The following is a 22,827-nucleotide window of genomic DNA, read 5'->3' on the forward strand; positions in this document are numbered from 1 at the left end:
GGCCGTACGCCCGGTGGCCGTACCGCCCGGCCGGCGGGCGGTACGGCAGCGGGCGGTACGGCCACCGGGTCACAACGCCGGGGCCGCGGCGATCAGTTCGCGCGTCCACGGGTCGGCCGGATCGGCGAAGACCTGCTCCACCGGGCCGCTCTCCAGGACCCGCCCGTCCCGCATGACCATCACCTCGTCGGCGATCTCCCGGATCACCGCCAGGTCGTGCGAGATGAAGAGCACGGCCAGGCCCAGCCGGTCCCGCAGGGACGCCAGCAGGTCGAGGACCTGGGCCTGGAGCGACACGTCCAGCGCGGAGACCGGTTCGTCGCACACCAGGACCCGGGGGCGGGTGGCCAGCGCGCGGGCGATCGCGACGCGCTGCCGCTGGCCGCCGGACAGCTCCCACGGCCGGCGCCGCAGGTGCTCCGGCGCCAGCCCCACCATCGTGAGCAGCTCGGCGCAGCCGGCCTGCCGGTCCGCGCGGGCGACCCCCGCGGCGGCCAGCGCCTCGCCGAGCAGCCGCCGTACCGGGTAACGCGGGTCCAGCGCGCTGAGCGGGTCCTGGTCCACGAGCTGCACGAGCCGCCGCCGCTGGCGCCGGGACCGCTCGGGGCCGGGACTCCACGGGGTGCCGTCCAGCCGTACGGTGCCCGCGTCCGGCTGCTCCAGCCCCAGCACCAGCCGCGCCAGCGTGGACTTGCCCGACCCGGACTCCCCGACGACGCCCAGCGTCCGGCCCGGCGTGAGGGCGAGGGAGACCTCGTGCACGGCCTCGCGCCAGCCGCCCCCGGGCCGCCGGTAGCGCAACCGGAGTCCGCTGGCTTCCAGTACCGGCCCGGGCCCGCCAGGCTTCGCCGCCTCCGCGTCCTGCGCGTCCCGGACCTCCGCGACCTCCGCGACCTCTCCGGTCTTCGCGGCCTCCGCGTCCTGCGCCTCCCTCCCGGGTCCCGCGGCCGTCCCGGCCTTCGCGTCCTCGGGTCCCGCCGGCTCACCCGCGGTGGCGGGGGACGGCTTCGCCGTCCGGGTGCGTGGCGGGCGCCGCCCGGGCACGGCGTCCAGCAGCGCCCGGGTGTAGGGGTGTTCGGGCGCCGTCAGGATGCGCCGGGCCGCGGCCTGCTCCACGACGACGCCCTCGCGCATCACCGCGATGTCGTCCGCCACCTGCGCCACCGCGGCCAGGTCGTGGCTGATCAGCAGCACCGCCGTACCCGCGTCCCGCAGCTCCCGCAGCAGCTTCAGGACGCGGGCCTGCACGGTGGCGTCCAGCGCGGTGGTCGGCTCGTCGGCGATCAGCAGCCGGGGGCCGCCGGCCAGGGCCGAGGCGATCAGGGCCCGCTGGCGCAGGCCCCCGGACAGCTCGTACGGGCGCTGCCGGGCCCGCTGTTCGGGCTCGGGCACGCCGACCCTGGTGAGCAGCTCCAGGACCCGGGCGCCCACCTCCTCCCGGGAGGCGCGGCGGTGGGCGGTGAGCGACTCGGCGATCTCCCGGCCGACCGGCCGCAGCGGGTCGAGCGAGACGAGCGCGTCCTGGGAGACCAGCCCGACGTCCACGCCGCGGATCGCCCGCCACTCGCGCTCGCCGTGCCGGCGTACGTCGTTGCCACCCACCTCCAGGCGCTCGGCCCGCACCTCGGACCGGCCGCCGACCAGCCCCAGCAAGCTGCGCGCGGTCACGCTCTTGCCCGAGCCGGACTCCCCGACCAGCGCCAGAGACCGCCCGGCGGCCAGCCGGAACGACACGCCCCGCACGGCCTCCACGGGCCCGCCCGCCGTGTCGAACCGCACGTGCAGGGACGCGACATCGGCGACGAGGGGCCCGCGCGGGCCCGCACCGTCGGATCCGGCGTCGCCGGCGACGGTCTCGATGGCGTCGGTCATGAGCGGCCACTCCTCTCGCGCGGGCGGACAGGCCCCGCCGCTGCCGGGCGGTTGGCCGGCGGTCGTGTCGTGGTGCGTCGCCCGACCGGGACCGGTGCCGGGACCGGGACCGGCACCGGTGCGTCGGGTGCCGGCGTTGCAGGGCGGCGTACGGGCGATGCGTCGGGTGCCGGCGTCGCCGGGCCGTGCGCCGGTGGCCGTGTCGTGGGGCGCCGGGTTCCCGGGCGGGGTGCGGCGGGCGCCCCAGCCGCCCGGCGGTGGGCGGGCGGGCGTGTCCGCCGCGGGCTCATCCGCCGCTCCGGCCCGCGAAGCGGTGGTGCAGGGCGCGGCCCGCCACGCTGATCGCGACGGCCGCGACCGTGACGGCCAGGCCGGGGAAGACGCCGGTCCACCAGGCGACCGGCAGGTACTGCTGGCCCTGGGCGAGCATCGCGCCCCACTCCGGGGACGGCGGCTGCGGGCCGAGTCCCAGGTAGCTCAGGGCGGCGCCCGAGGTGATCGCCGAGCCGGTGCCGATCGCGGCGACGAGCGCGAGCGGTCCGACGGTGTTGGGCAGGACGTGGCGTGCCACCAGGACGGCCGGCCGCTGGCCCAGGCACACCGCCGCCCGCACGTAACCGGACTTGCGCACCGACATCGCCTGGGTGCGCACCAGCCGGGCGTACCCCAGCGCCGTGGGCACGGCGATGGCGATCGCCTCGCTGCCCGAGCCGCGTCCGGCCAGGGTCAGCACCAGCAGCGACACCAGCAGCGCGGGAAGCGCCAGCAGCGCGTCCACCAGCCGCATCACGACCGCGTCCGCGGCGCGGCCCGCCAGCGCCGCCACCATCCCGATCACCAGGCCCGCGACGGCGGCCAGCGCGGTCGCCCCGAGCCCGGTGGCCAGCGACTGCCGCGAACCGTACGCCACCCGGGTCAGCACGTCGCGCCCCAGCTGGTCGGTGCCGAACGGGTGCGCGAGGCTCGGCGGGCGCAGCACCGCGTCGAGATGCGGGGTCAGCGGTGCGCCGTCGGTGAAGAGCCACGGCAGCGCGGCCACCGCGGCGATCGCCACCAGCACCGCGACCGCCAGCGCGGTGCCCGGCCGTATCCGCCGCCACCGCTGCCACTGCGGCCGCCACCGCCATTGCCGCAGACCACGCAGCGGGCCCGCGCCTACCGGGAACTTCGCGGCCGGCTCCGCGTCCACGTCGGTCATACCGCCGCTCCCTTCACCCGCAGCCGCGGGTCGACCACCAGGCACAGCAGGTCCACGACGGTGCTGACGGCCGCGTACGCCAGGGCCGCGACGATCACCACGCCGAGCACCACCGGCATGTCCCGCGTCCCGACCGCGTCGAGCGCCACCTTGCCGAGCCCCGGCCGGGCGAAGACCGTCTCGATCAGGACCGCGCCGCCCAGCAGGTGGCCGACGAACCATCCGGTGAGGTTGAGCGCGGGCAGCGCCGCGTGCCGCAGGGTGTGCCGGGCCCGCACCACCCACTCCGACAGCCCGCGGGCGCGGGCGGTGAGCGTGTACGGCTCCTGCCAGGCCGCCTGCATGCCGTCCCGCAGCACCTGGGTGAGCAGCCCGGCGGCCGGCAGCGCCAGCGTGACCGCCGGGAGCACCAGGGCCTCGAAACCGCCGGCGCCCGCGGCCGGGAGCAGCCGGAGCCGGAAGGAGAAGGCCGTCAGCAGCAGCATCCCCAGCCAGAAGGACGGCAGCGAGATCGCCGTCAGCTCCGCACCGGACAGCACGCCGCGGCCCAGCCGCCCGAGCCTGGCGAGCGGACCGCGCCCGCTGCCGGTGCCCGCGGTGGCCACCGACAGCACCACCGCGACCAGCAGGATGAGCACGGTGGCCGCGCCGGCCAGCTGGAGCGTGGGCCCGAGCTGCTCGCCGATGATCGCGGTCACCGGCCGCTGCTGCTGGTAGGAGGTGCCCAGGTCGCCGTGCAGCAGCCGGGTCAGGAACCGGACGTACTGCACGGCGAACGGCCGGTCGAAACCGTAGTCGTGGCGGATCCGGGCAGCCATGCCGGGCGAGGCGGCGTAGCCGTTGCCCAGCATGATCTGCACGGGGTCGCCGGGCAGCAGGTGCAGGACGGCGAAAGCGACGGTGGCCGCCGCCCACACCACCAGCACCGCCGCCGCGGCGCGCCCCGCGAGGTAGCGTGCGACGCCCGCGCCTCTCACCGGCCGGTGGTCCAGGCGCGTGCGAACTGCGGCCAGCCGGAGACGTCGAAGGCGACGCCCTGCACCGACTTCGACGTGCCCAGCAGATACGTGCCGACGTACAGCGGGACGGTCACGGCGTGGTCGATCACCCACTGCTGGACCTTTGCGTACGCGGCCTTGCGCTGTGCCGGGTCGGTGGTGGCGGACGCCGCCAGCAGCCACGAGTCGACCTGCGGGTCGTCGATGCGGGAGGCGTTCTGGCCGCCCTTCTCCAGGTTGGCGCCGCCGAAGTAGAGGCCGCGCAGGATGTCGCCGTCACCGCGCGACCAGCTGAGGTCCAGGACGTCGTAGTCGGCGGAGTAGGCGGCCTTGAAATAGCCGCCGGAGTCCACCACCACCTGCTTGAGCTCGATGCCGACCGCCTTGGCCTCGGACTTCATCCCGTCGGCGAGGGCGCCGCGCTGGTCGCGCGTGACGTTGGCGGCCAGGATGGGCCACGACAGGGTCAGTCGCTTGCCGTCCTTGGTGCGGTAGCCCTGCTTGTCACGGCCGGTCCAGCCCGCCTGGTCCAGCAGCGCCGAGGCCTGCTTCGGGTCGTACGCCCAGGAATCCTTCAGCGCAGAGTCGTAGGCGTTCGGCGTGGAAGGGCTCAGCGGGCTCCAGGCCCGCTGGTAGATGCCCAGGTAGATGGCCGTCACGAGGCTGTCGACGTCCAGCGCGTGCAGCAGTGCGGTGCGTACCCGCTGGTCGGAGAGCGGCGCGCGGGTGGTGTTGAGCTGCAGGCCGTAGACCGCGCCGGGAGACTGGTGGGACAGCAGCCGCAGCCGCGGGTCGGTGCGGACCTGGGTCGCCGCGATCACCGGCACCACGGCCGCGTCGATCTGCCCGCTCGTCAGGGTCCCCAGCCGCGTGGTGTCGTCGGTGAGGAAGCGGATGGTGAAGGTGTCCAGGTGGGCGGGCCCGTTGTAGCCGCCGTCCTGCGGGCCCCACTTGTAGGCGGGGTTGCGGTGGAAGACGATCTGCCGGCCCACCGTCCGCGAGGCCTCCACGAAGGGCCCGCTGCCGACGGAGTGGGTGCCGCCCGCGCACAGCGCGCTCGATCCCGCCTTGAGCGCCTTCGGCGACTCGATCCCCAGGTAGGTGGTGCTCACGGCCTGGAGGAAGGGGGAGAACGGTCGGCTGAAGGACACCCGCACGGTGTTCTTGCCGGTGACGGTGGTGCCCTTGTAGGAGGGGCCGAACAGGCTCGCCGCGTAGGCGGACTTGGTCTCCGGCGCGGTGATCTGGTCGAAGTTGGCCTTGACCGCGGCGGCGTCCAGCTTGGTGCCGTCGTGGAAGAGCACGTCCTCGCGGAGGGTGAAGTCGTAGCTGAGCCCGTCGGGGGAGATCTTCCAGGACGTCGCCAGCCAGGGGTGGACGGTCCCGTTCCCGTCCTCCGAGACCAGGGAGTCGAAGACGCCGCGCTGGATGACGGCGGAGGCGTCGGTGGGGGAGACGTGCGGGTCGAGGCAGGACGGCTCGGAGCCGACGGCGAAGGTCAGGCTGCCGCCCTTGACGGGCTTGCCGCCCGAGCCGTCGGCGCTGGAGCCGCCGTCGGCGGAGCAGCCGGTGGTGGCCGCGAGGGCGACCGCGAGCAGGGCGGCGCCGGCGGTGGACGCGGCGCGGCGGAGCGGGGTGGGCATGACGGATCTCCTCCGGGGGCGGGTGGGGTGCGGGGCGGTGGACGGGGCGGTCGGCCCGGACACGCCGCGGTGCAGACCCGCAGCAGGTCGATGTGGCGCCGCCGTACGAGCGGTGGCGCGAGACGGAAGGGCATCAGGCCCCCGCCGCGGGCACGGGAGCGGGCCGGGGCCGCGTTACGGGTGCGGTCCTGGCCGGCGGGCACGGGCCGGAACCGGGCCCGGACCCCGCGCGGGGCGGCTGGGTCGTCATGGTCACTCCAGCTACGTGAACGGTCGCCGCACAGTCTGCGGTGTGCGGAGCCCGGGGTGCCTCGGCCGCAAGGCGGGACTGCGAGCCCGCCGAAAGGCCGTCATCCGGCTTCGCGGCCTGGACTTTGGTCGGGGGTCCTGGTGATCGGGAACGCCGGCGGCGGGCGGGACCGGAGGATGTCCCGGGGCCTGCCCGACTTGCGGGCCGCCGGCCGCCCCCCGGTCGCGCCCGGGCAGGTACGGGTCCTGGCGCGTACGGATCCCGGACGGGGCGCTAATTCGGGAAACGTGAAACAATCGAACTCCAGGCGTGCCCGGGGTGCTCGGCCCCCGCACGCGCGGCGCCGCCCGCCCGCGGCGACACCACAGGGGAGGATCCATGGCGATGTCCCACCTGGCCGCGGAAGCGCCGGTGCATCCGGCCGACGCCGCGGCGTTAGGCGGCGACTTCCCGGTGCCCGGCGCGGCCCGCGTGCTGCTGGGCGCGGGCAGCCCGGTCATGCGGACCGGGCTGCGCACCATCTTCCTGGCGGCCGGGGGCATCGACGTGGTCGCCGAGGTCTGCCAGAGCCGCCACGTGCTGCGGATGGCCGTCGACGCCCGTCCCGCCGTGGTCGTCCTGGAGGACGGCGGGCTGGACGGGGACACCGCCGATCTGGTGCGGGCGGTGGTCGGCCGCACCGCGGGCGCCGCAGGCGCGGTCGTGATCACCTGCCGCAGCGAGCTGCGGGTCAGCGCGCTGCTGCGGGCCGGGGCGAGCGCGCTGGTGCACCGCGACGCCAGGGAGTACGAGCTGCTCGCCGCGGTGCGCGCGGTCGCCGCCGGGCACGCCTACTTCTCGCCGCCGCTCGCCCGGGTCGCCCTGGACCTCGCCGCCCCGCACCTGCCCGTACCGCCGGGGGAGGGGCAGGAGCCGGCCGTCGAGGAGGGTGCGCTGCGCGAACTCACGCCCCGCGAGCGGGAGATACTCGACCTGGTCGCCACCGGCATGTCGAACGCGGAGGTCGCGGCCGCGCTGCACCTGAGCGAGAAGACGGTGAAGTTCCACGTCTCCAACGTGCTGACCAAGCTCCGGGTGCGCAGCCGCACCCAGGCCGTCGTCTACTTCCGCACCCTTCCGGCAGCCGCCTCCTGACGAAGGTCGAGTATCCTTGAACCGTCAAACGACAGGCCGCGAGCAGCCCGCGAACCGGGAGCCCGCCCGCGGCCGGTGGTTACGGGAAGGGAGGAGCCGTCCGTGCGCACGCCGGTCCACCCCAAGGTCGACGACCTCGAACTCGCCGTGCTCTTCCACGCGCTGAGCGACCCCGTGCGGCTGGCCATCGTCGGGCTGGTGGCGGGCGGCGAGATGTCCTGCGGCGCGATGGCGATCCCGCTGTCGAAGTCGACGCTCTCGCACCACCTGAAGATCCTGCGCGAGGCAGGCGTCACCAACACCCGCCTCGAAGGCACGCACCGCTACATCTCCCTGCGGCGCGACGACCTCGACTCGCGCTTCCCCGGCCTCATGGGCGCGATCCTCGCCCAGCTCCCCGACGTTCCGCTCACGCTGCTCGCCGCCGCGTCCGCCTGATCCCCGGCTGATCCGGGCCGTGCCCGCCCGATCCGGGCGGTGCCCGAGGCTGTTCCGCGCGCCCACCAGCTGATTTGTATGCGTGCTGATCGTCTGCTCTAAGATGATTTCCGTGACCTTGGATCTGACGCCCGACCAACTCCTGTCGACCACGCGTGCGGTCCGCCGGCGCCTCGACTTCGACCGCCCCGTCCCGCGCGAGCTGATCGAGGAGTGCGTGGACCTCGCCGTTCAGGCTCCGACCGGCCGCAACCGGCAGCGCTGGCACTTCGTCGTGGTCACCGAGGACGTCCAGCGGCACGCCGTGGCCGACCTCTTCCTGCGCGCCCTCTCCGTGGCCCAGGGGCAGCGACTGACCGCGCGCGACACCTGGCGCATGGGCTACCACCCGGGCTCCACCGAGCGGGTCTTCGACGGCCTGCGCCACCTGGCCGCGAACATCCACCGGGTGCCGGTGTTCGTCATCCCCGCCGTCGAGGGGCGCACCGACCGCGCGAACGTCGCCGAGCAGGCCGGGACCTGGGGCTCGATCCTGCCCGCCGTGTGGAGCTTCATGCTCGCCGCCCGGGCCCGCGGCCTCGGCACGACGTGGACGACCGCGCAGGCCCCGCTGGAAAGGGAGCTGGCCGGGGTGCTCGGAGTCCCCTACGACGAGGTCATGCTGGCCGCGTTCATCCCGCTGGCCTACAGCATCGGCACCGACTTCAAACCGGCTCCGCGCATCCCCCGCGAGCACGTCCTGCACTGGGACGGGTGGAAGCAGGGCCGGCCGTAGCGCCCGCCCCGGCGGCCCGCTCCCGCCCGGCGGGCAGCTGCCTCGAGTCCGCCTGCCGTGCCGTGCACGGGAGTTAGAGTCACCCCATGCCGCCTTCCACCTCGCCGGAAGCCTCCCCGGAGGCGTCCTCCGCGCCCCCGCCGTCCTCCCGTGGCTCGCTCGCGGGCGCCGGATGGGAGGACCGGGAACCGGGCACGTACCCGGAGCTGATGCCGGAGCGGGTGTCGAACCTGTCGTGGCTGAACCCGGCGACGCTGTGGAAGGCGCGCAACGGCCCGCTCGCCGCGCTGCTGGGCGATCCGACCGGGGCGCGGCGGCAGCAGTGGGTGCGCGGGCAGGTCGAGCGGGGCGCCGCGGGCGAGGACATGCTGATCGAGCGGGACGACCCCGACACCTTCTCCTTCCTCCTGCTCGGCGACACCGGCGAGGGCGACGCCCCCCAGTACGCCGTCGTCCCCGGCATGCTGAAGGCCGGGGCGGGCACCCGCTACACGGTGCTGTGCAGCGACGTGCTCTACCCGGTGGGCAGCGCCGACGAGTACGGCACGAAGTTCTTCCGGCCCTACCGCGACTACGACGCGCCGATCTACCCGATACCCGGCAACCACGACTGGTACGACGGCCTGACCGGCTTCATGCGGGTCTTCTGCGACGCCCCCGAGCCGCCGGCCCCGCCCCGCCCGCGGTTCGGGTCGGCGGCGTGGTGGCGGTCCCTGCTGTGGCGGGCGCCCGCGGCGATCGACGAGGAGCGGCTGGCGCGGGCGCGCCGGATGCGGGACCGGCCCGCGCAGGCCGCACGGTGCCCCGGGCCGTACTGGGCCATGGACTCGGGGCCGCTGCGGATCATCGGGATCGACACCGGGCTGCTCGGCGGGATCGACCGCGAGCAGGGCGAGTGGCTCGCCCGGGTGGCACGCGGGCCCCGGCCGAAGATCCTGGTGACCGGCTCGCCCCTCTACGTCGACGGCGAACACCACCCCTGCCCCATCGAGGGCGGCGGCACGGTCGACGCGATCGTGCGCGACCCGCGGAACCACTTCGTCGCGGCGATAGGCGGCGACATCCACAACTACCAGCACTACCCGGTCGACGTGGACGGGCGGCGCATCGAGTACGTCGTCTCCGGCGGCGGCGGGGCCTTCATGCACGCCACCCACACCATCCCCCCGGTCACCGTGGGCGGCGTGACTGAGGACCGCTTCCGCTGCTACCCGCTGCGCGCGGACTCGCTGGCCTTCTACAGCCGCCTGTACGGCCGCAGGCTGCGGCTGCGCAGGCTCTTCGACCTGACGCCGGACCAGGCCGCCGCTGTGATCGCCGCCCGGCTGGGCCTCGCCCCCGCCCGCACGGCGGCGGCCGCCGAGGTGACCGTGCGCACCCGCTTCGTGGCCGCGGTGCTCGGTGTGGCCTCCCGCCCCGGCCGCAGGCGCCGGCTGCGGCTGCCGGTGCGGCAGTTGCTGACCGGCGTGCTGTCGCCGGGCTCGGCCACCTACAGCCCGCCGTTCTTCAAGAACTTCCTGCGCCTGGACGTGACCCCCACCGAGGTCCGCGTCCGCTGCTTCGCCGCGACGGGCCTGCGCCCCCACGAGCTGGAACCCCCCGTCGAGGACGACTTCACCATCCCCCTCACCGACCCGGCGCTCCCGCACCCGCGACCGGCGGCCCCCGGCGCGGACAGCACATGCTGATCTGGGTGAACGGGGCGTTCGGCAGCGGCAAGACCACGCTGGTCGCCGAACTGCGCGGCCACCTGCCCGACGCCCTGGTCTTCGACCCGGAGCAGGTCGGCGGTCTGCTCACCGGGATCGTGGACTGCCCGACGGGCAACTTCCAGGACATCCCGCTGTGGCGGCGCCAGGTGGCCGGCCTCGCGGCGGGGCTGCACCAGGAGTACGGCCGGACGGTCCTCGTCCCGATGAACCTGATGACGTCCGCTTACATGGATGAGATCTTCGGCGGCCTGCGGGACGCCGGCGTCCCCTACCGCCACTTCTGCCTGCGGGTGCCCACCGAGGTGCTCCTCCGGCGGATCGACGAGCGGCACCGCGGCGCGGACGGCGACCCCGCGCGCGTCGAGGCGGGGCGGCGCTGGTGCCGGGAGCAGATCGAGGCCTACGCCGCCGCCCCGCCGCGACTGCCCGGGGACACCGTCGTCCTGGACGGCCTGCGCCCGCCCGCCGAGCTGGCGGCGCAGGTGCTGGCGGCGGTGCGGGGCGCGCCGGTCGCCGGGTGACTACGGTGAGTCGGGCGGGACGGTGCCGACGGCCACGACGTTGCCCTCGCTGATGTAGGCGTCGGGGGAGCGCAGCGGGTGGGCGGGGTGCTCGGGGGTCAGCAGTGGGGCCCATGCCTGCTCCGGGAGGCCGCTGTCGAGTGCCTGGCGTGCGACGCTCGCCGTGGCCAGGCCGTAGAAGTGGGCGGCGGCCGGGGTGAGCGGTGCGTAGTGCTCGATCAGCAGGGTCTGCTGGCGGACGCCGGTCAGGCCCGCCCGGCGCAGCCACAGATGCAGGTCCCGGGTGCGCAGCAGCTGGTGCGCGTAGCCGGGGACCCGGGCGGCGTGCCGGAAGAAGTCGGTGAGCCGGAAGGGGTCGCCGGGGCGGAGGGTGAGGAGCGCGGCGTCGAGGTCCTTGACGGCGACGACCCCGCCCGGGCGCACCACCCGCCGGAACTCGGCCAGTGCGCGCGGCAGTTCGCCGTCGTCGAGGTACTGGACGGTGTTGGCGCACCACACGGCGTCGAAGCTGTTGTCGGGGTAGGGCAGGTCCAGGACGTCGCCGGTCCGGACGTCGGCCGGCGGCGCGCTGCCGCCGCCCGGCAGCTCCTGCCGAACGCGGCGCCCGGCGAGCGCGGCGTTCTCCGGCGCGAGGTCGACGGCGGACAACCTGCCCTGCGGGCCGACGCGTTCGGCCAGCAGCGGCAGGAAGGTGCCGCTGCCGCACCCGGCGTCAAGCACGTGCCAGCCGCGGTGCAGCCCGGCCAGGTCCAGTGCGGTGCGGTAGGCGTCGGCGCACGCCGCGAAGTGCGCGTCCACCACGTTCCCGGTGGTGAAACCCAGCCCGGTGGAGGTGGTGTGGCCCCATGCCGCGTGGTCGTCGGTCAGCACGGCAGGTCCTCCTGGCGGACGGTGACGAGGGTGCGGTGCGCGGCGCCGGGCACGGGGACGCGGGAGGTGCCGGCGACCTCGTCGAGCAGGTCGGCGAGCAGCGCGGTCAGGGTGTGCGGGGTCTCCAGCGGCGGCAGGTGCCCGGAGGTGGGCACGACGGCCAGCCGCGCGCCGGGGAGGCAGCGCGCGGTGGCCTCCGCCTCCCCGACCGTGACGAGGGAGTCCTCCTCGCCCACCGCGACCAGCGCGGGCACCGTCAGGCCGGCCAGGTGCGGCCCGGAGTCCGGGCGTCCGGCGATCGCGCGCTGGGCCCAGGCGACGGACTCGGGCGGTGCGGCCACGCCTGCGGCCCGCAGTTCCGCCGCGACCTGCGGCCGGCGGTCCCGGGTGGTGGCGCCGAAGAGCCGGTCGGCCGCGGCCGCGGCCCAGGCGGGCGCGGCCGCGGGATCGCCCATGGCGGCCGCGAACGCCAGCCGCCCCTCGCGGGCCGCCGCGTCGTCCGCGGCGGCCCGCGAGGAGACCAGCCCGAGGCCCAGCACGCGGTCCGGCCAGCGCCGGGCGAAGGCCATGGCGACGTACCCGCCCATCGACACTCCGGCCAGCACCGCCCGCCGCACGCCGTGGCCGTCCATGGCACGGCGCAGGTCGTCCGCGAGCAGGTCGACCGAGGGCGGTTCCGAGCCCAGCGCCCTGCCGCCGAACCCGCGCTGGTGCGGGGCGAGCACCCGGTGCCCGCGCGTCGTCAGGGCGTGCTGCTGGGCCCGCCACATCGTGGCGTCGAGCGCGAGCGCGTGCAGCAGCACCACCGGCGGCCGGGTCCCGCCGCCGGTACGCGGCGCGGTCATCGGGCAAGCTCCGGGGTCGCGGTGCGGCGGGCTTCGGCGTTCTCGGCGTCCCGCACGAAGCGGGCCACGTGGTCGGGCAGCGGGGCGCCGCGGAGCCACGCCAGGGCGACAGGACCCGGCGGGAGACCCCGGACGGGAAGCACCTCGACCCCCGCGGGCACGGCCGTGGCCAGCGACTGGAAGGAGAGGTGGACGGCGTCGCCCGCGACGAGGACGTCCGCCATGGCCTGCACCGTCGTCATGGGGTGGACGCGGCGGATCGGGCGCCCGGACGGGGCCGCGCGGGGCACCACCTCGTCCCACACCTCGGGCGGGAAGTCCGTGGGGCAGCGGAAGTCCGGGAAGTCGGCGACGTCCTCCAGGGTGATGCCGTCCCGGCGGGTCAGCGGGTGGTGCGCGCCCACCGCCACGGCCCGCGGGTCGTGCCACACCGGGCGGCTGACCTCCAGGTCGGGCGTGCGCGGCAGGTACTTGACGACCATGAGGTCCATCTGCCCGGCACGCAGCGCGGTGAAGGGGGCGTCCACCTCGAACGGGAGCCACCGCACGGAGTCCGCGGGCCATCCCGCGCCCGCCACGATCCGGTCGGCCATGGTGTGGGAGGCGTGCAGCCCGCAGCGGATCGGGGGGCGTTCGGTGCCGGGGCGGTCCGCGTGCGCGGGCGGGGCGGAGACGGTCACAGGCGTTCTCCTCGGGTCAGGGCGGCCCACGCGCGCAGGCGGGGCGGGGCTGAGCTGCCGTGGGCGGACGGTTCCTCGGTGTCGACGCGCAGCGCGGCGAAGTCGGCGCGCAGCCCGCCGAGCGACGGGACGTGATGCAGGGTGAGGCAGTCGCCGGGTTCGACGAGGCCGTCGAGCACCGCCTCGACGAGCAGGTGGTGGGTGTGCACCAGCAGGCGGGGGAGCGGCGTCCGCGCCGTGGCGACGTAGAGCTGACGGCGCACCGGCGCCCGGCGGGCCGGGCGGTCGGCGTCGGGGACGCGCACCGGGGTCGGCGGGATCGCCGGGACCCCGCCGGAGGCACGCAGGGTCTTGAGCAGCCTGCGCAGCGGCGCGGTCGCGGCCGGCGGCGCCGGTGCGCACCACCCGACGGACCCGTCGGGAGCCAGATGGTGGAAGTCGAAGCGGCGCTGGAGGCGGCGCGGGTCACCGGCCAGGAAGACGGTACGGGTCAGCGAGCGGCGCCAGGCCGCGACGTGCTCCGCGCCGTGGCGGGACTGCAGCGACAGGCCGAACGCGCAGGCCTGGGCGATCCAGCGGGCGGGCGAGTAACTGCGCACCACCGCGACGGCCTGCGCGCCGCGCGGATCGCGCTCGTCCTCCTCGGCGAGGGCGTCCCCGGCGCGGAGCAGCCGCTCCAGATCCGCGTCCGCGCCGTCCAGCAGGTCCGGGCGGGCCCGGTGCAGCCGGGCCGCGGCCGCGCGCCGCAGCTCCTCCTGGCCGAGGGCGCCGGCCGCCTCCGCCGTTCCGGCCGTTCCCGCCGCGGTCACAGGAACACCTCCCGCAGGGTGTCCGGGGGCAGCCGGATGGGGCGCCGGCCCAGCAGGCCGGACGTGAGCCGGTAGGCGTCGACGTACGCGTGGCCGCGCCGGTGACGGCCGATCAGCTCGGCGGCCTGGGTGCCGGGGGCCTCGCCGGCGTCCAGGATGCGGCGGGCCCGCCGGACCTGCTGGACGAGGAGCTCGGCGCGGAAGGACTCCCGCTGCCCCGCCCCGAGGCAGGCCAGGAAGTACAGCCGGGCCCCGAGGGCGACGGCGGCGCGGTCGTGGCCGGCCAGCAGGGCGTCCAGCAGCGCCCCGGCGTGCAGGCCGTTCCAGCCGCCCTCGCGGGCCGAGCGGATCTGCCCGTCGATCGGCACCCGTCCCACCGGCACCCGGTGCACCGCGGGGCCGCGCGCCTGCAGCACGCGCTGGAGGAGCTGGTAGTCCGCGTCCAGATCCGGGTCGTACAGCAGCACGATCTCGTCGTGCCGGGCGGCCAGCGGGAGCAGGTCGCGCAGGGCGCACGCCAGGTAGTTGGGCTGCCCTTCGGCGGTCACGATCTGCCGCAGCGGCAGGCCCTGCGCCGTCAGGTCGAGGTAGACCGGCCCGCCCATGGGGCGCTGGTCGAGGCACAGCCCGTCGGCGGCGAGGAGTTCGAGGGCGTCGTGCAGGGCGAGGCCGGGCGGCTGGTGGGCCGTCAGGCCCGGGTCGTGCATGCCCAGCCGGGCGTAGTGCCGCTGCCACAGTTCCAGCACCCGAAGCGCCGCCGGGTGCGTCCAGCCCTGGTGCTCGACGGCGTCGGCGTAGGGGCGCAGAGCCGCGGCCGGGGCGCGCCGCCCCTCCTGTCGGAAGCGCACGTACAGCGCGCCGATGCCCTCCTCGTCCATGGCGCCGAAGTCGGCGTCCCCCACCGCGCGGTCGAGGAACTCCCAGAAGCCCAGGGTCTGTTCGGTGGGGTGGTAGGCGGTGTGGCTGTAGCGGAGCGCGGTGTCGGCCACCTGGCCCGTCGCCCGGTACATCACGTCCGCCCACAGCAGGCCCTTCAGGTGCGAGGGCGTGAGCGGCTTGGACGGCGTGACGGTCACCGGGGCGATGAGCACGCGCGGCCGCCGAGGGGCCGCCGCGGCAGCGGTGACGGGAGCGGACGCGGGCTCCGCGGGAGTGGTGAGCGCCGTCATGTCCGGGCTCCCGCCGGGGGCCGCTCCCGGCTGCTGAGCGCGGCCCGTACCCGCGCGGCCAGGGCGTCCGCGGCGAACGCCTGCTGCGGGGTGTCGAGGCTCATGAGCGTACGGGTCAGGGTCCGCCACACCGTGCCGTCCACCGCCGCTGCCGCCGCCAGTTCGCCCGCGGTCACGCCGGGCAGCCCGAACGCGGGCGAGCCGGCGGCCGGGGTCCCGGCGGTCCAGGCGGCGGTGCGCGACCGGTCGGCGGCGGCCGCGTGCTCGAACCACGGGCGCAGCGTGGTCTCGGCCAGCCGCCCGGCGGCGGCGCGCTGCGCGGCGTCCACCGCGGGGTGCGCGTCCAGCAGGCCCGCCAGCGCGAAGGCGTGGGAGAACGCCAGCGACATGCCGCGCCCGAAGATCGGGTCGGTGACCGCCGCCGCGTCGCCCACCGGGTAGAGCCCGGCCACCGGCGGGTGGACGGCCGCGGCGCGGAGCACGTTCGGCGGGCAGGTGAGCGCGTGCACGGGGGAGACCGGCTCGGCGGCGCCGGGCGCGAGCCACGGGCCCAGGAAGGGGCTCGCGGCCGCCGCCCGGGTGAAGTCCTCGGCGTCGCGCAGCCGTCCCAGGGTGCGGTCGGCGGGGAGGGTGCCCAGCGCGACGGTGAAGGTCGCCCCGTCGCCGAGGTGCAGGACCGCGGCGTAGCCGTCCCAGATCCCCCCGGCGGCGTTGCCGCGGTTGAGCGGGCCGGGCAGCCGCGCGGAGTTGCGGCGGTACAGCCGGGAGAAGCTGGTGATCGCCGAGCGCTCGACCCGGTCCGCAGGCAGCGGGATCCCGGCGGCCGCCAGCCAGCCGCGGGCGGCGCCCCTGCGGCCGGTGGCGTCGACGACCAGGTCGGCCCGCACCTCCTCGCCGCCCAGCCGCACCCCGCGCACCCGCTCCCCGTCCACCACCACGCCGGTGACCGGGCGGCCGTGCCGGACGCGGACGCCCGGCCGCGCCGTGACGTGCCGGTACAGGACCTGTTCGAAGACGGTCCGGCGGCAGGCCAGGCCGATCAGGTCCGGGTCGGCGACCGGCGGGCCGCCGCGCGGGGCGGCCGCGTTGAGGTCCAGGAGCGTGGCGCCCGCCGCCAGCAGCTCGTGCAGCAGCTCGGGGACCCGGTCCCGCAGCAGGCAGGTGCCGAGCGAGGTGAAGGTGTGCGCGTGCAGGGCCTGCGGTACGGCCGCGCGCCGCCATTCGCCCGGTTCCTTCGGCGGCGGTGGTGCCGCCTCCAGGACGTCGACCCGGTGCCCCCTGGCGGCGAGCGCGAGCGCGGCGGCCAGCCCCGCGACGCTTCCTCCGGCCACGACGACGCGCATCAGCGTTTCGCACCGTGGACGAAGAACACCCGGCGGACCGGCCCGGCGGCGCGCGGCGGCACCGGGTCGGGCCAGCGGCCGTAGTCCGCGGCGCCCTCGCCGGGCTGCGTCGCCGTCACGTCGAAGCCGTGGCGCGCGAAGAGCCCCTCGGGCTCGTCCTCGCCGAACAGCCAGGGGCAGCCCCAGCCCGCGAAGACGTCCAGCAGGCCCCGCATGTCGGGCAGCGTCAGCGCGGCGCGGTTCACGATGTCCGCGACGATCCGGCTGCCGGGGGCCATCAGCGCGGCCACCCGGTCGAGCATCCGGTGCGCGTCCGCCTCGGGGATGTAGTAGAGCAGACCCTCCAACAGCCACACGGAGGGGGCCGCCGGGTCGTACCCGGCGGCGGTCAGCCGGCTCTCCCAGTCGGGGGAGGTCAGGTCCGCGGCCACCGCGTGGTGGTCGGTCCGGGGCGCGGCCAGGCCCGCGAGGCGCCCGCGTTTGTACGCCAGCACCGCGGGGCGGTCGACCTCGAAGTACCGGACGTCGCCCGGCCAGTCCAGCCGGTAGGCGCGCGAGTCCATCCCCGCGGGGGCGAGCACGATCTGCCGCAGGCCCTGCCGGTGCGCGGCGTCCTGGAGGAGGTCGTCGAACAGCCGGGTGCGGATCGCGTTGTAGTCCGGGGTGCTGGGCAGGGTGCGCTCCGCGTCCTGCGGGAAGGTCACCGCCCGGATCTCCGCGAGGAGTTCGGGGCCGAGGTCGCCGCAGAGCGCGGCGGCGTACGGGTCGTCGTAGATGCGGTCGGGGCGCCGGCTCTCGGCGGCGCGCAGCGCGGCGGTGAGCAGGGCGGTGCGCTCGACGGCGTCCAGCGCGGTGTCGGCGGGGGAGTGGGGGGCGTGGTCGGGGAGCCGGGTCTGCTGGTGCATCATTCACCTCGGTCGGCGGGAGCGTGGCCGGGTGCGGTCAGCCGGTCCCACTGCCGGCTGTCCTGGCGGAAGAGGCGGTCCTTGACCTGCGTCGGGCGGGTGCCCTCGGCGACCGCGGCCAGCCAGTCGCGGTCGAAGGCGTCCCCGTCCAGGAGGGTGACCCGCGCGGGGGCGAGGCGCGCCTCGCGGGCCTCCCGGTAGCCCGCGGAGCCCTGCCGCAGCTCCTCGTCGAGGCGGGCGCCGAAGCGGTGCAGCTCGTCCTCGCTCCACGGGCCCGCGGGGGCCAGGGCGAAGCGGTAGCCGGGGCGGCCGGTGCCCGGGTCCGGCTCGACGCGGCACGCGGCGTTGCGCACGGCGAGCCCGCCCGCCGCCGCGGCGCCGCCCAGCGCCCTGATCACCTGCGCGTCGCGCAGCCGCTCGCCGGCCGCGTCCGAGCGCGTCGCCCGGCCCGCGTACTCCAGCCGGGGGACGCCGTCGACCCGGTCCACCACCCGGACCACGTCGCCGACGGCGTATCGGTACAGGCCGCCGATGTGGCTGAAGACGACGTGGTAGTCGTGGCCCGTGTCGAGCTGCTGCACGTCCCACGTGGGGGTCTCGGGGCGGATGTCCTCGTCGGCGTCCGCGAATTCGAGGACCGAGGCGGTCAGGACGGGGCTGCCCGCGGTGGGGTGCCGGTCCAGCGCGGTGCCGACCGGTCCCTCGGACGCGGCCACCGGCGCGGGCAGCGCCGTCACCGCGGTCCCGTACTCCTCGCGCAGCCGCGGCAGGTACAGGCTCGCCATGCCGGTGGTCCAGCAGAACAGCGCCCGCATCCGCGGCCACACGACGGCCGGGCGCGGCACACCCGCGCGGCGCGCCGCCTTCTCCAGCTCCGCCGCGCGCCGCGGGTTGGGGTCGCGGGCGGGGACGCCGTCGACGGTGCCGTCGCGGATGTCGCGCAGCAGCCGCGGCCACCACAGGCGCAGCTGGAAGGGCAGGGCGGCGACCATGGCGGGGTTGATCCCGATCACCAGCCGCACGTCGCTCTCCACGGCCAGCCGGAGCCGGGCGTACATCTTGCCCTCGTGGTCGTCGGCCGCGAGCGGGACCGGGAGGGTCGCCCAGGGGGCGAAGGAGCCCGGCTCCGCCGCCAGCGGCTCGCCGAACCGCTCCCCGAAGTCCACCTGGCTGGCGCCGACATGGGGCCGGCCGTCGGCGAGCGTCGGCGGGGCCGCCAGCGGGTCGTGCTTGAGGTTGAGCACCGCGTCCGGGCGGTCGAGCACCTCCGGGAAGTGCTCCAGCAGGGGCGCCCAGGCGGCGAAGTAGAACGGCAGGAAGGTGTGGCGCACGAAGCCCGGGGTCACCGGGATCTTCTTGTGCGCCCCGGTGCTGCCGCTGCTGGTGAACCACACCGCGGGCGGATCGGCGCTCAGCACGTCCGCCTCGCCCGCCGCGGCCCGCTCGATCCAGGGCTGCAGGTCGGCGTAGGCGTGGATCGGGACGGCCTTGCGGAAGTCGTCCAGCGAGCGGATCCGCCGGAAGCCGTGGGCGGCGCCGAAGCGGGTGCCGGCGTTGAAGTCCAGCAGGTCCTGGAGCACCTTGCGCTGGTGGGCGGCCGGGTCGGCAAGGGCGTCGCGCAGCCGGGCCCGCTCGGCGAAGACCCGTGCGCGGTAGCGGGCGTTGCGGTCGTGGAAGGCGGCGGGGTCAGGCTCGGACATCGGCGAGTGCCTCCTGGATCCGGTGGGCGGTGACCGACGGGTCGCCGATCGCGGGAAGGCGCCGCAGCGGCAGGTGGCGGACCTCCTCGCGCATCAGCCTGCGCAGGTCGCTCTGGTAGTCCTCGAAAGCGGGCCGGACCGGCGAGGCACCGTAGAACTCCAGCGCGTTGAGGCCGGCGCCGCGGCCGCAGCGCTCCCACGCCGTGGCGAGCGGCACGTCCAGCTCGATGACGCGGTGCGGCTGCGGGTAGGAGCGCCACCAGGCGAACAGCGGGCTCTCCTGGGCGCCGGCCAGCCGGCACTTGGCGAGGAACTTGTAGTAGTAGGAGTCCATGATCACCGGACGCCCGGGATCGCAGCGCCGCAGCTCGTCGCGCAGGTGCACCACCGCCGCGTGGAACAGCGCCGCCAGGAAGTCCGGGGTGTAGTCGCCCCCGACGTGCGGCAGCAGCCGCCCGGCCAGCCGGCGCAGCTGGCCGACCTGGACGTGCCGCGGGCCGAGGAACCCCTCGTCGGTCGACAGCACCTGCACCGCGGGGTCCGCCGCCGCCAGGGCGCCGAGGACGGTCGACTTCCCGGCGAAGTCACCGCCGATCAGGACGGTGAAGTCCGAGGGGCCCGGCGTCGCTCCCTTCGGCTCCGCCGGCTCCTGCGGCCCGGTCCGGTCAGGGCGGGGGTGTGCGCTCCGCCGCGGGCCGGTGCTCGTACAGCTCTCCTGAATGCCCGTCATGGCTCAGCTCCAAGGCTCGCATCACGTGCTCGGCGACCTGGTCCGGTGCCAGGCCGTCGGTGTCGACCACCGCCCGGGCCACCGCGGTGTAGAGGGGGCGACGGCGGTCCGTCAGGGCGCTCCACCGGGTGATCGGGTCGCCCGCCAGCAGCGGCCGGGTGCCGCCGCGGCGCAGCCGGCCGAGGGCGGTCCCGGGTCCCATCGACAGGTACACGACCGGCCGGCCGGCCAGCCTCCCGCGGGTCCGCGCGCGCAGCACCGCCCCGCCGCCGAGGGAGAGCACCCCCGCGTGCTCGGCGAGTGCGGCGGCCACCGCGCGCTCCTCCACCTCCCGCAGGTACTCCTCGCCCTCGGCGGCGAAGATCTCCGCGACGGACCGGCCCACGGCGGCGGCCACGTCCGCGTCGGTGTCGCGGTACGGCAGGCCGAGCCGGGCGGCCAGCAGCGCGCCGACCGTGGTCTTGCCCACGCCCGTCGGCCCCACCAGGACGACCCGCGGGCCGTCCGTCGGCGCACCGTCCGTCGGCGCTCCGTTCGTCAGCGCACCGCCCATCAGCGCACCGTGAGATGCGCGAGGAATGCCGCGGCGTTGCGCCGGGTCTCGGCGACGCTGTCGCCGCCGAACTTCTCCACCACCGCGTCCGCGAGCACCAGCGCGACCACCGCCTCGGCGACGATCCCGGCGGCCGGCACCGCGCAGACGTCGCTGCGCTGGTGGTGGGCCCGGGCGGCCTCGCCGGTCGACACGTCCACGGTGGCCAGTGCGCGCGGCACGGTCGCGATCGGCTTCATCGCGGCGCGCACCCGCAGGGTCTCGCCGGTGGACACCCCGCCCTCGGTGCCCCCCGAGCGGCCGGACCTGCGCCGGATGCCGCGGGGGCCGGGCTCGATCTCGTCGTGCGCCAGGGAGCCGCGCACCCGGGCGAGCCCGAAGCCGTCGCCGACCTCGACGCCCTTGATCGCCTGCACCCCCATCAGGGCACCGGCCAGCCGGGCGTCCAGCCGCCGGTCCCAGTGGGTGTGCGAGCCCAGGCCCACCGGGACGCCGTAGGCCAGGACCTCCACCACGCCGCCCAGGGTGTCGCCGTCCTTGCGGGCCCGCTCGATCTCCTCGACCATCGCCGCGGAGGCGGCGGCGTCCAGGCACCGCACGGGGTCGGCGTCCAGCCGGTCCTGGTCGGCGGGCAGCGGGGCGACGCCGGGCGGGCTTTCGGACTCGCCCAGCCCGACCACGTGCGAGACCAGCTCGACCCCGACGGTCTCCGCCAGGAAGGAGCGGGCCGCGGCGCCCAGCGCGACCCGGGCGGCGGTCTCCCGGGCCGAGGCGCGCTCCAGGACCGGACGGGCCTCGGTGAAGCCGTACTTCTGCATCCCGGCGAGGTCGGCGTGCCCGGGCCGGGGGCGGGTCAGCGGGGCGCTCCGGGCCAGCCCGGCGAGGATCTGGGGATCCACCGGGTCGGCCGCCATGACCTGCTCCCACTTGGGCCACTCGGTGTTGCCGACCATGACGGCGACCGGCGAGCCGAGCGTCAGCCCGTGCCGCACCCCGCCGAGCAGCGTCACCGCGTCCTCCTCGAACGCCATCCGGGCGCCGCGGCCGTGGCCGAGCCGGCGGCGGGCGAGCGCGGCGGCGATCATCCCCGTGGTCAGCGGGGTGCCGGCGGGTAGCCCCTCCAGCGTCGCGACCAGGGCCGGCCCGTGGGATTCGCCGGCGGTGAGCCAGCGCAGTCGGTTCATGCGGTGCTCCTCGGTCGCGTCCCGGTCTGCTCCCCGCCGCCCGCGGTGCCGCGGGCCGCACCTCCGCGGTGCGGGTACATCTCGGCCACCAGGAAGGCCAGGTCCAGGGACTGGCTGTGGTTCAGGCGCGGGTCGCACGCGGTCTCGTAGCGCCGGTGCAGGTCGTCGACGAAGACCTCGGCGCCGCCGCCGACGCACTCGGTGACGTCGTCGCCGGTCAGCTCCACATGGATGCCGCCGGGATGGGTGCCGAGCGCCCGGTGCACCTCGAAGAAGCCCTTGACCTCGTCGAGGACGTCGTCGAAGCTCCGGGTCTTGTGACCGGAGGGGGCCTCGTAGGTGTTGCCGTGCATGGGGTCGCTCACCCACGCCACGGTCAGGCCGGAGGCGGTGACCTTCTCCACCAGCTCGGGCAGCCGGTCGCGGATCCGCTTCGCCCCCATGCGGACGACGAAGGTCAGCCGGCCCGGCTCGCCGTCCGGGTCGAGCCGCTCGGCGTACTGCAGCGCCTCGTCCACGGTCGTGGTCGGGCCGAGCTTGACGGCGACCGGGTTGCGGATCCGGGCGGCGAAGGCGATGTGCGCGCCGTCCAGCTGCCGGGTCCGCTCGCCGATCCACACCATGTGGCCCGACACGTCGTACAGCTCGCCGGTGCGCGAGTCGACCCGGGTCAGCGCCCGCTCGTAGTCCAGCAGCAGCGCCTCGTGGGAGGCGAAGAACTCGGTCTTCTCGAACTCCTCCGGGCTCGCCCCGCACGCGTGGATGAAGCTCAGCGCGCTGTCGATCTCGCGCGCCAACCGCTCGTAGCGCTCCCCGGAGGGGGAGGACGCCACGAAGTCCCGGTTCCAGGCGTGCACCTGCCGCAGGTCGGCGAAGCCGCCGGTGGACAGGGCGCGTACGAGGTTGAGCGTCGCCGCCGAGGAGTGGTACATCCGCCGCAGCCGGGCGGGGTCGGGCGTACGGGACTGCCTGGTGAAGTCGAGTCCGTTGACGGCGTCGCCGCGATAGCTCGGCAGCGTCACCCCGTCGCGCGTCTCGTACGCGTGGGAGCGCGGTTTGGCGTACTGCCCGGCGATCCGGCCGACCTTCACGACCGGCACCCGCGCCGCGTACGTCAGTACGGCGCTCATCTGGAGCAGCGTCCTGAGCTTGCCCCGGATCTGGTCGGCGGACACCGCCTCGAAGGTCTCCGCGCAGTCGCCGCCCTGGAGGAGGAACGCCTCCCCGCGGGCGACGGCCGCCATGTGCTCGCGCAGTCGGTCGCACTCCCCGGCGAAGACGAGCGGCGGGCAGGTCTCCAGGTCGGCGACCACCTCTTGCAGGGCCTGCGGATCGGGGTAGTCGGGCTGCTGCGCCGCGGGCAGGCCGCGCCGGGCGGGCAGCGCCGGCACCGGGCCCTCCGGGTTCGCTTGCATGGCGGGTTCTCCTGGGGCGCGGGAAGAGGACCGGGATCGTCGGGCGGCGGCCCCGGGGAGGCCCTTGGCACGTCTTCCCGGGC

At 76.1% G+C, this 22,827-nt stretch carries 21 protein-coding genes; 5 read left to right on the forward strand and 16 right to left on the reverse strand.

Translation table 11 applies throughout. The features are described 5' to 3' along the window. Positions 1 to 69: 69 nt before the first annotated feature. The 4 genes from IH54_RS0100200 to IH54_RS0100215 all read right to left on the reverse strand — a co-directional run bounded on the left by IH54_RS0100200 (position 70) and on the right by IH54_RS0100215 (position 5,711). A complete protein-coding gene (locus tag IH54_RS0100200) occupies positions 70 to 1,872 on the reverse strand; it encodes a dipeptide ABC transporter ATP-binding protein (RefSeq protein ID WP_052396891.1) in 1,803 nt (600 codons plus the stop codon). A 286-nt stretch (positions 1,873 to 2,158) separates the two neighbouring features. Continuing rightward, positions 2,159 to 3,070: an ABC transporter permease gene (locus tag IH54_RS0100205; RefSeq protein ID WP_043179363.1), complete on the reverse strand. Its 912-nt coding sequence runs from the start codon at positions 3,068 to 3,070 to the stop codon at positions 2,159 to 2,161. Then, a complete protein-coding gene (locus tag IH54_RS0100210; RefSeq protein ID WP_031511926.1) occupies positions 3,067 to 4,047 on the reverse strand; it encodes an ABC transporter permease in 981 nt (326 codons plus the stop codon). Before IH54_RS0100210 ends, IH54_RS0100205 begins: the two co-directional genes overlap by 4 nt. After that, the gene (locus IH54_RS0100215; RefSeq protein WP_031511928.1) at positions 4,044 to 5,711 is read right to left on the reverse strand and encodes an ABC transporter substrate-binding protein; all 1,668 of its coding nucleotides are present in this window, start codon (positions 5,709 to 5,711) and stop codon (positions 4,044 to 4,046) included. The genes IH54_RS0100210 and IH54_RS0100215 overlap by 4 nt, the downstream gene beginning before the upstream one ends. A 628-nt stretch (positions 5,712 to 6,339) precedes the next feature. Between IH54_RS0100215 and IH54_RS0100220 the strand changes: the two genes are divergently transcribed. The 5 genes from IH54_RS0100220 (at position 6,340) to IH54_RS0100240 (ending at position 10,541) form a co-directional block, all read left to right on the forward strand. Continuing rightward, positions 6,340 to 7,095, forward strand: a complete 756-nt coding sequence (locus IH54_RS0100220) for a response regulator transcription factor (RefSeq protein ID WP_159011573.1) — start codon at positions 6,340 to 6,342, stop codon at positions 7,093 to 7,095. 102 nt (positions 7,096 to 7,197) lie between these two features. Then, positions 7,198 to 7,533 carry an ArsR/SmtB family transcription factor gene (locus IH54_RS0100225; protein WP_031511931.1) on the forward strand — a complete coding sequence of 112 codons (336 nt, stop codon included), beginning with the start codon at positions 7,198 to 7,200 and terminating at the stop codon, positions 7,531 to 7,533. Positions 7,534 to 7,645: 112 nt separating this feature from the next. Next, entirely contained in the window at positions 7,646 to 8,308 is a 663-nt protein-coding gene (locus tag IH54_RS0100230) for a nitroreductase family protein (RefSeq protein WP_031511932.1), read from the forward strand. A gap of 86 nt (positions 8,309 to 8,394) precedes the next feature. Beyond that, the gene (locus IH54_RS0100235; RefSeq protein WP_052396893.1) at positions 8,395 to 9,996 is read left to right on the forward strand and encodes a metallophosphoesterase family protein; all 1,602 of its coding nucleotides are present in this window, start codon (positions 8,395 to 8,397) and stop codon (positions 9,994 to 9,996) included. Next, positions 9,990 to 10,541 (forward strand): AAA family ATPase, encoded by a 552-nt coding sequence (locus IH54_RS0100240; protein WP_031511935.1) that lies wholly within the window; start codon positions 9,990 to 9,992, stop codon positions 10,539 to 10,541. The genes IH54_RS0100235 and IH54_RS0100240 overlap by 7 nt, the downstream gene beginning before the upstream one ends. Here the strand turns inward: IH54_RS0100240 and IH54_RS0100245 are convergent, their stop codons facing one another. Genes IH54_RS0100245 through IH54_RS0100300 form a run of 12 tightly spaced genes read right to left on the reverse strand, consistent with a single transcriptional unit; the run spans position 10,542 to position 22,744 of the window. After that, positions 10,542 to 11,411: a class I SAM-dependent methyltransferase gene (locus IH54_RS0100245; protein ID WP_031511937.1), complete on the reverse strand. Its 870-nt coding sequence runs from the start codon at positions 11,409 to 11,411 to the stop codon at positions 10,542 to 10,544. Continuing rightward, positions 11,405 to 12,256: an alpha/beta fold hydrolase gene (locus tag IH54_RS0100250; RefSeq protein WP_063762124.1), complete on the reverse strand. Its 852-nt coding sequence runs from the start codon at positions 12,254 to 12,256 to the stop codon at positions 11,405 to 11,407. The genes IH54_RS0100245 and IH54_RS0100250 overlap by 7 nt, the downstream gene beginning before the upstream one ends. Then, positions 12,253 to 12,936 (reverse strand): LysR substrate-binding domain-containing protein, encoded by a 684-nt coding sequence (locus IH54_RS0100255; protein ID WP_052396894.1) that lies wholly within the window; start codon positions 12,934 to 12,936, stop codon positions 12,253 to 12,255. Before IH54_RS0100255 ends, IH54_RS0100250 begins: the two co-directional genes overlap by 4 nt. Continuing rightward, entirely contained in the window at positions 12,933 to 13,745 is an 813-nt protein-coding gene (locus tag IH54_RS0100260; protein ID WP_052396895.1) for a DUF6182 family protein, read from the reverse strand. Before IH54_RS0100260 ends, IH54_RS0100255 begins: the two co-directional genes overlap by 4 nt. Further along, on the reverse strand, positions 13,742 to 14,914 hold the full coding sequence (locus IH54_RS0100265; RefSeq protein ID WP_031511943.1) for a hypothetical protein: 1,173 nt from the start codon (positions 14,912 to 14,914) through the stop codon (positions 13,742 to 13,744). The genes IH54_RS0100260 and IH54_RS0100265 overlap by 4 nt, the downstream gene beginning before the upstream one ends. Continuing rightward, positions 14,911 to 16,257 carry an NAD(P)/FAD-dependent oxidoreductase gene (locus IH54_RS0100270; protein ID WP_031511944.1) on the reverse strand — a complete coding sequence of 449 codons (1,347 nt, stop codon included), beginning with the start codon at positions 16,255 to 16,257 and terminating at the stop codon, positions 14,911 to 14,913. The genes IH54_RS0100265 and IH54_RS0100270 overlap by 4 nt, the downstream gene beginning before the upstream one ends. Beyond that, the gene (locus IH54_RS0100275; protein WP_052396896.1) at positions 16,257 to 17,162 is read right to left on the reverse strand and encodes a class I SAM-dependent methyltransferase; all 906 of its coding nucleotides are present in this window, start codon (positions 17,160 to 17,162) and stop codon (positions 16,257 to 16,259) included. Before IH54_RS0100275 ends, IH54_RS0100270 begins: the two co-directional genes overlap by 1 nt. Then, entirely contained in the window at positions 17,162 to 18,862 is a 1,701-nt protein-coding gene (locus IH54_RS0100280) for a GH3 family domain-containing protein (RefSeq protein ID WP_043179365.1), read from the reverse strand. The genes IH54_RS0100275 and IH54_RS0100280 overlap by 1 nt, the downstream gene beginning before the upstream one ends. Further along, positions 18,849 to 19,592 carry a hypothetical protein gene (locus tag IH54_RS0100285; RefSeq protein ID WP_078861805.1) on the reverse strand — a complete coding sequence of 248 codons (744 nt, stop codon included), beginning with the start codon at positions 19,590 to 19,592 and terminating at the stop codon, positions 18,849 to 18,851. Before IH54_RS0100285 ends, IH54_RS0100280 begins: the two co-directional genes overlap by 14 nt. Continuing rightward, positions 19,528 to 20,145 (reverse strand): shikimate kinase, encoded by a 618-nt coding sequence (locus tag IH54_RS0100290; protein WP_063762128.1) that lies wholly within the window; start codon positions 20,143 to 20,145, stop codon positions 19,528 to 19,530. The genes IH54_RS0100285 and IH54_RS0100290 overlap by 65 nt, the downstream gene beginning before the upstream one ends. Continuing rightward, the gene (gene aroC, locus IH54_RS0100295; RefSeq protein ID WP_031511951.1) at positions 20,145 to 21,329 is read right to left on the reverse strand and encodes a chorismate synthase; all 1,185 of its coding nucleotides are present in this window, start codon (positions 21,327 to 21,329) and stop codon (positions 20,145 to 20,147) included. The genes IH54_RS0100290 and aroC overlap by 1 nt, the downstream gene beginning before the upstream one ends. Beyond that, positions 21,326 to 22,744 (reverse strand): class II 3-deoxy-7-phosphoheptulonate synthase, encoded by a 1,419-nt coding sequence (locus tag IH54_RS0100300; protein WP_078861806.1) that lies wholly within the window; start codon positions 22,742 to 22,744, stop codon positions 21,326 to 21,328. Before IH54_RS0100300 ends, aroC begins: the two co-directional genes overlap by 4 nt. Between the last annotated feature and the right edge of the window lie 83 nt (positions 22,745 to 22,827).

The sequence above is a fragment of the Streptomyces sp. NRRL F-5123 genome (assembly GCF_000721495.1).
Lineage (GTDB): Bacteria > Actinomycetota > Actinomycetes > Streptomycetales > Streptomycetaceae > Actinacidiphila.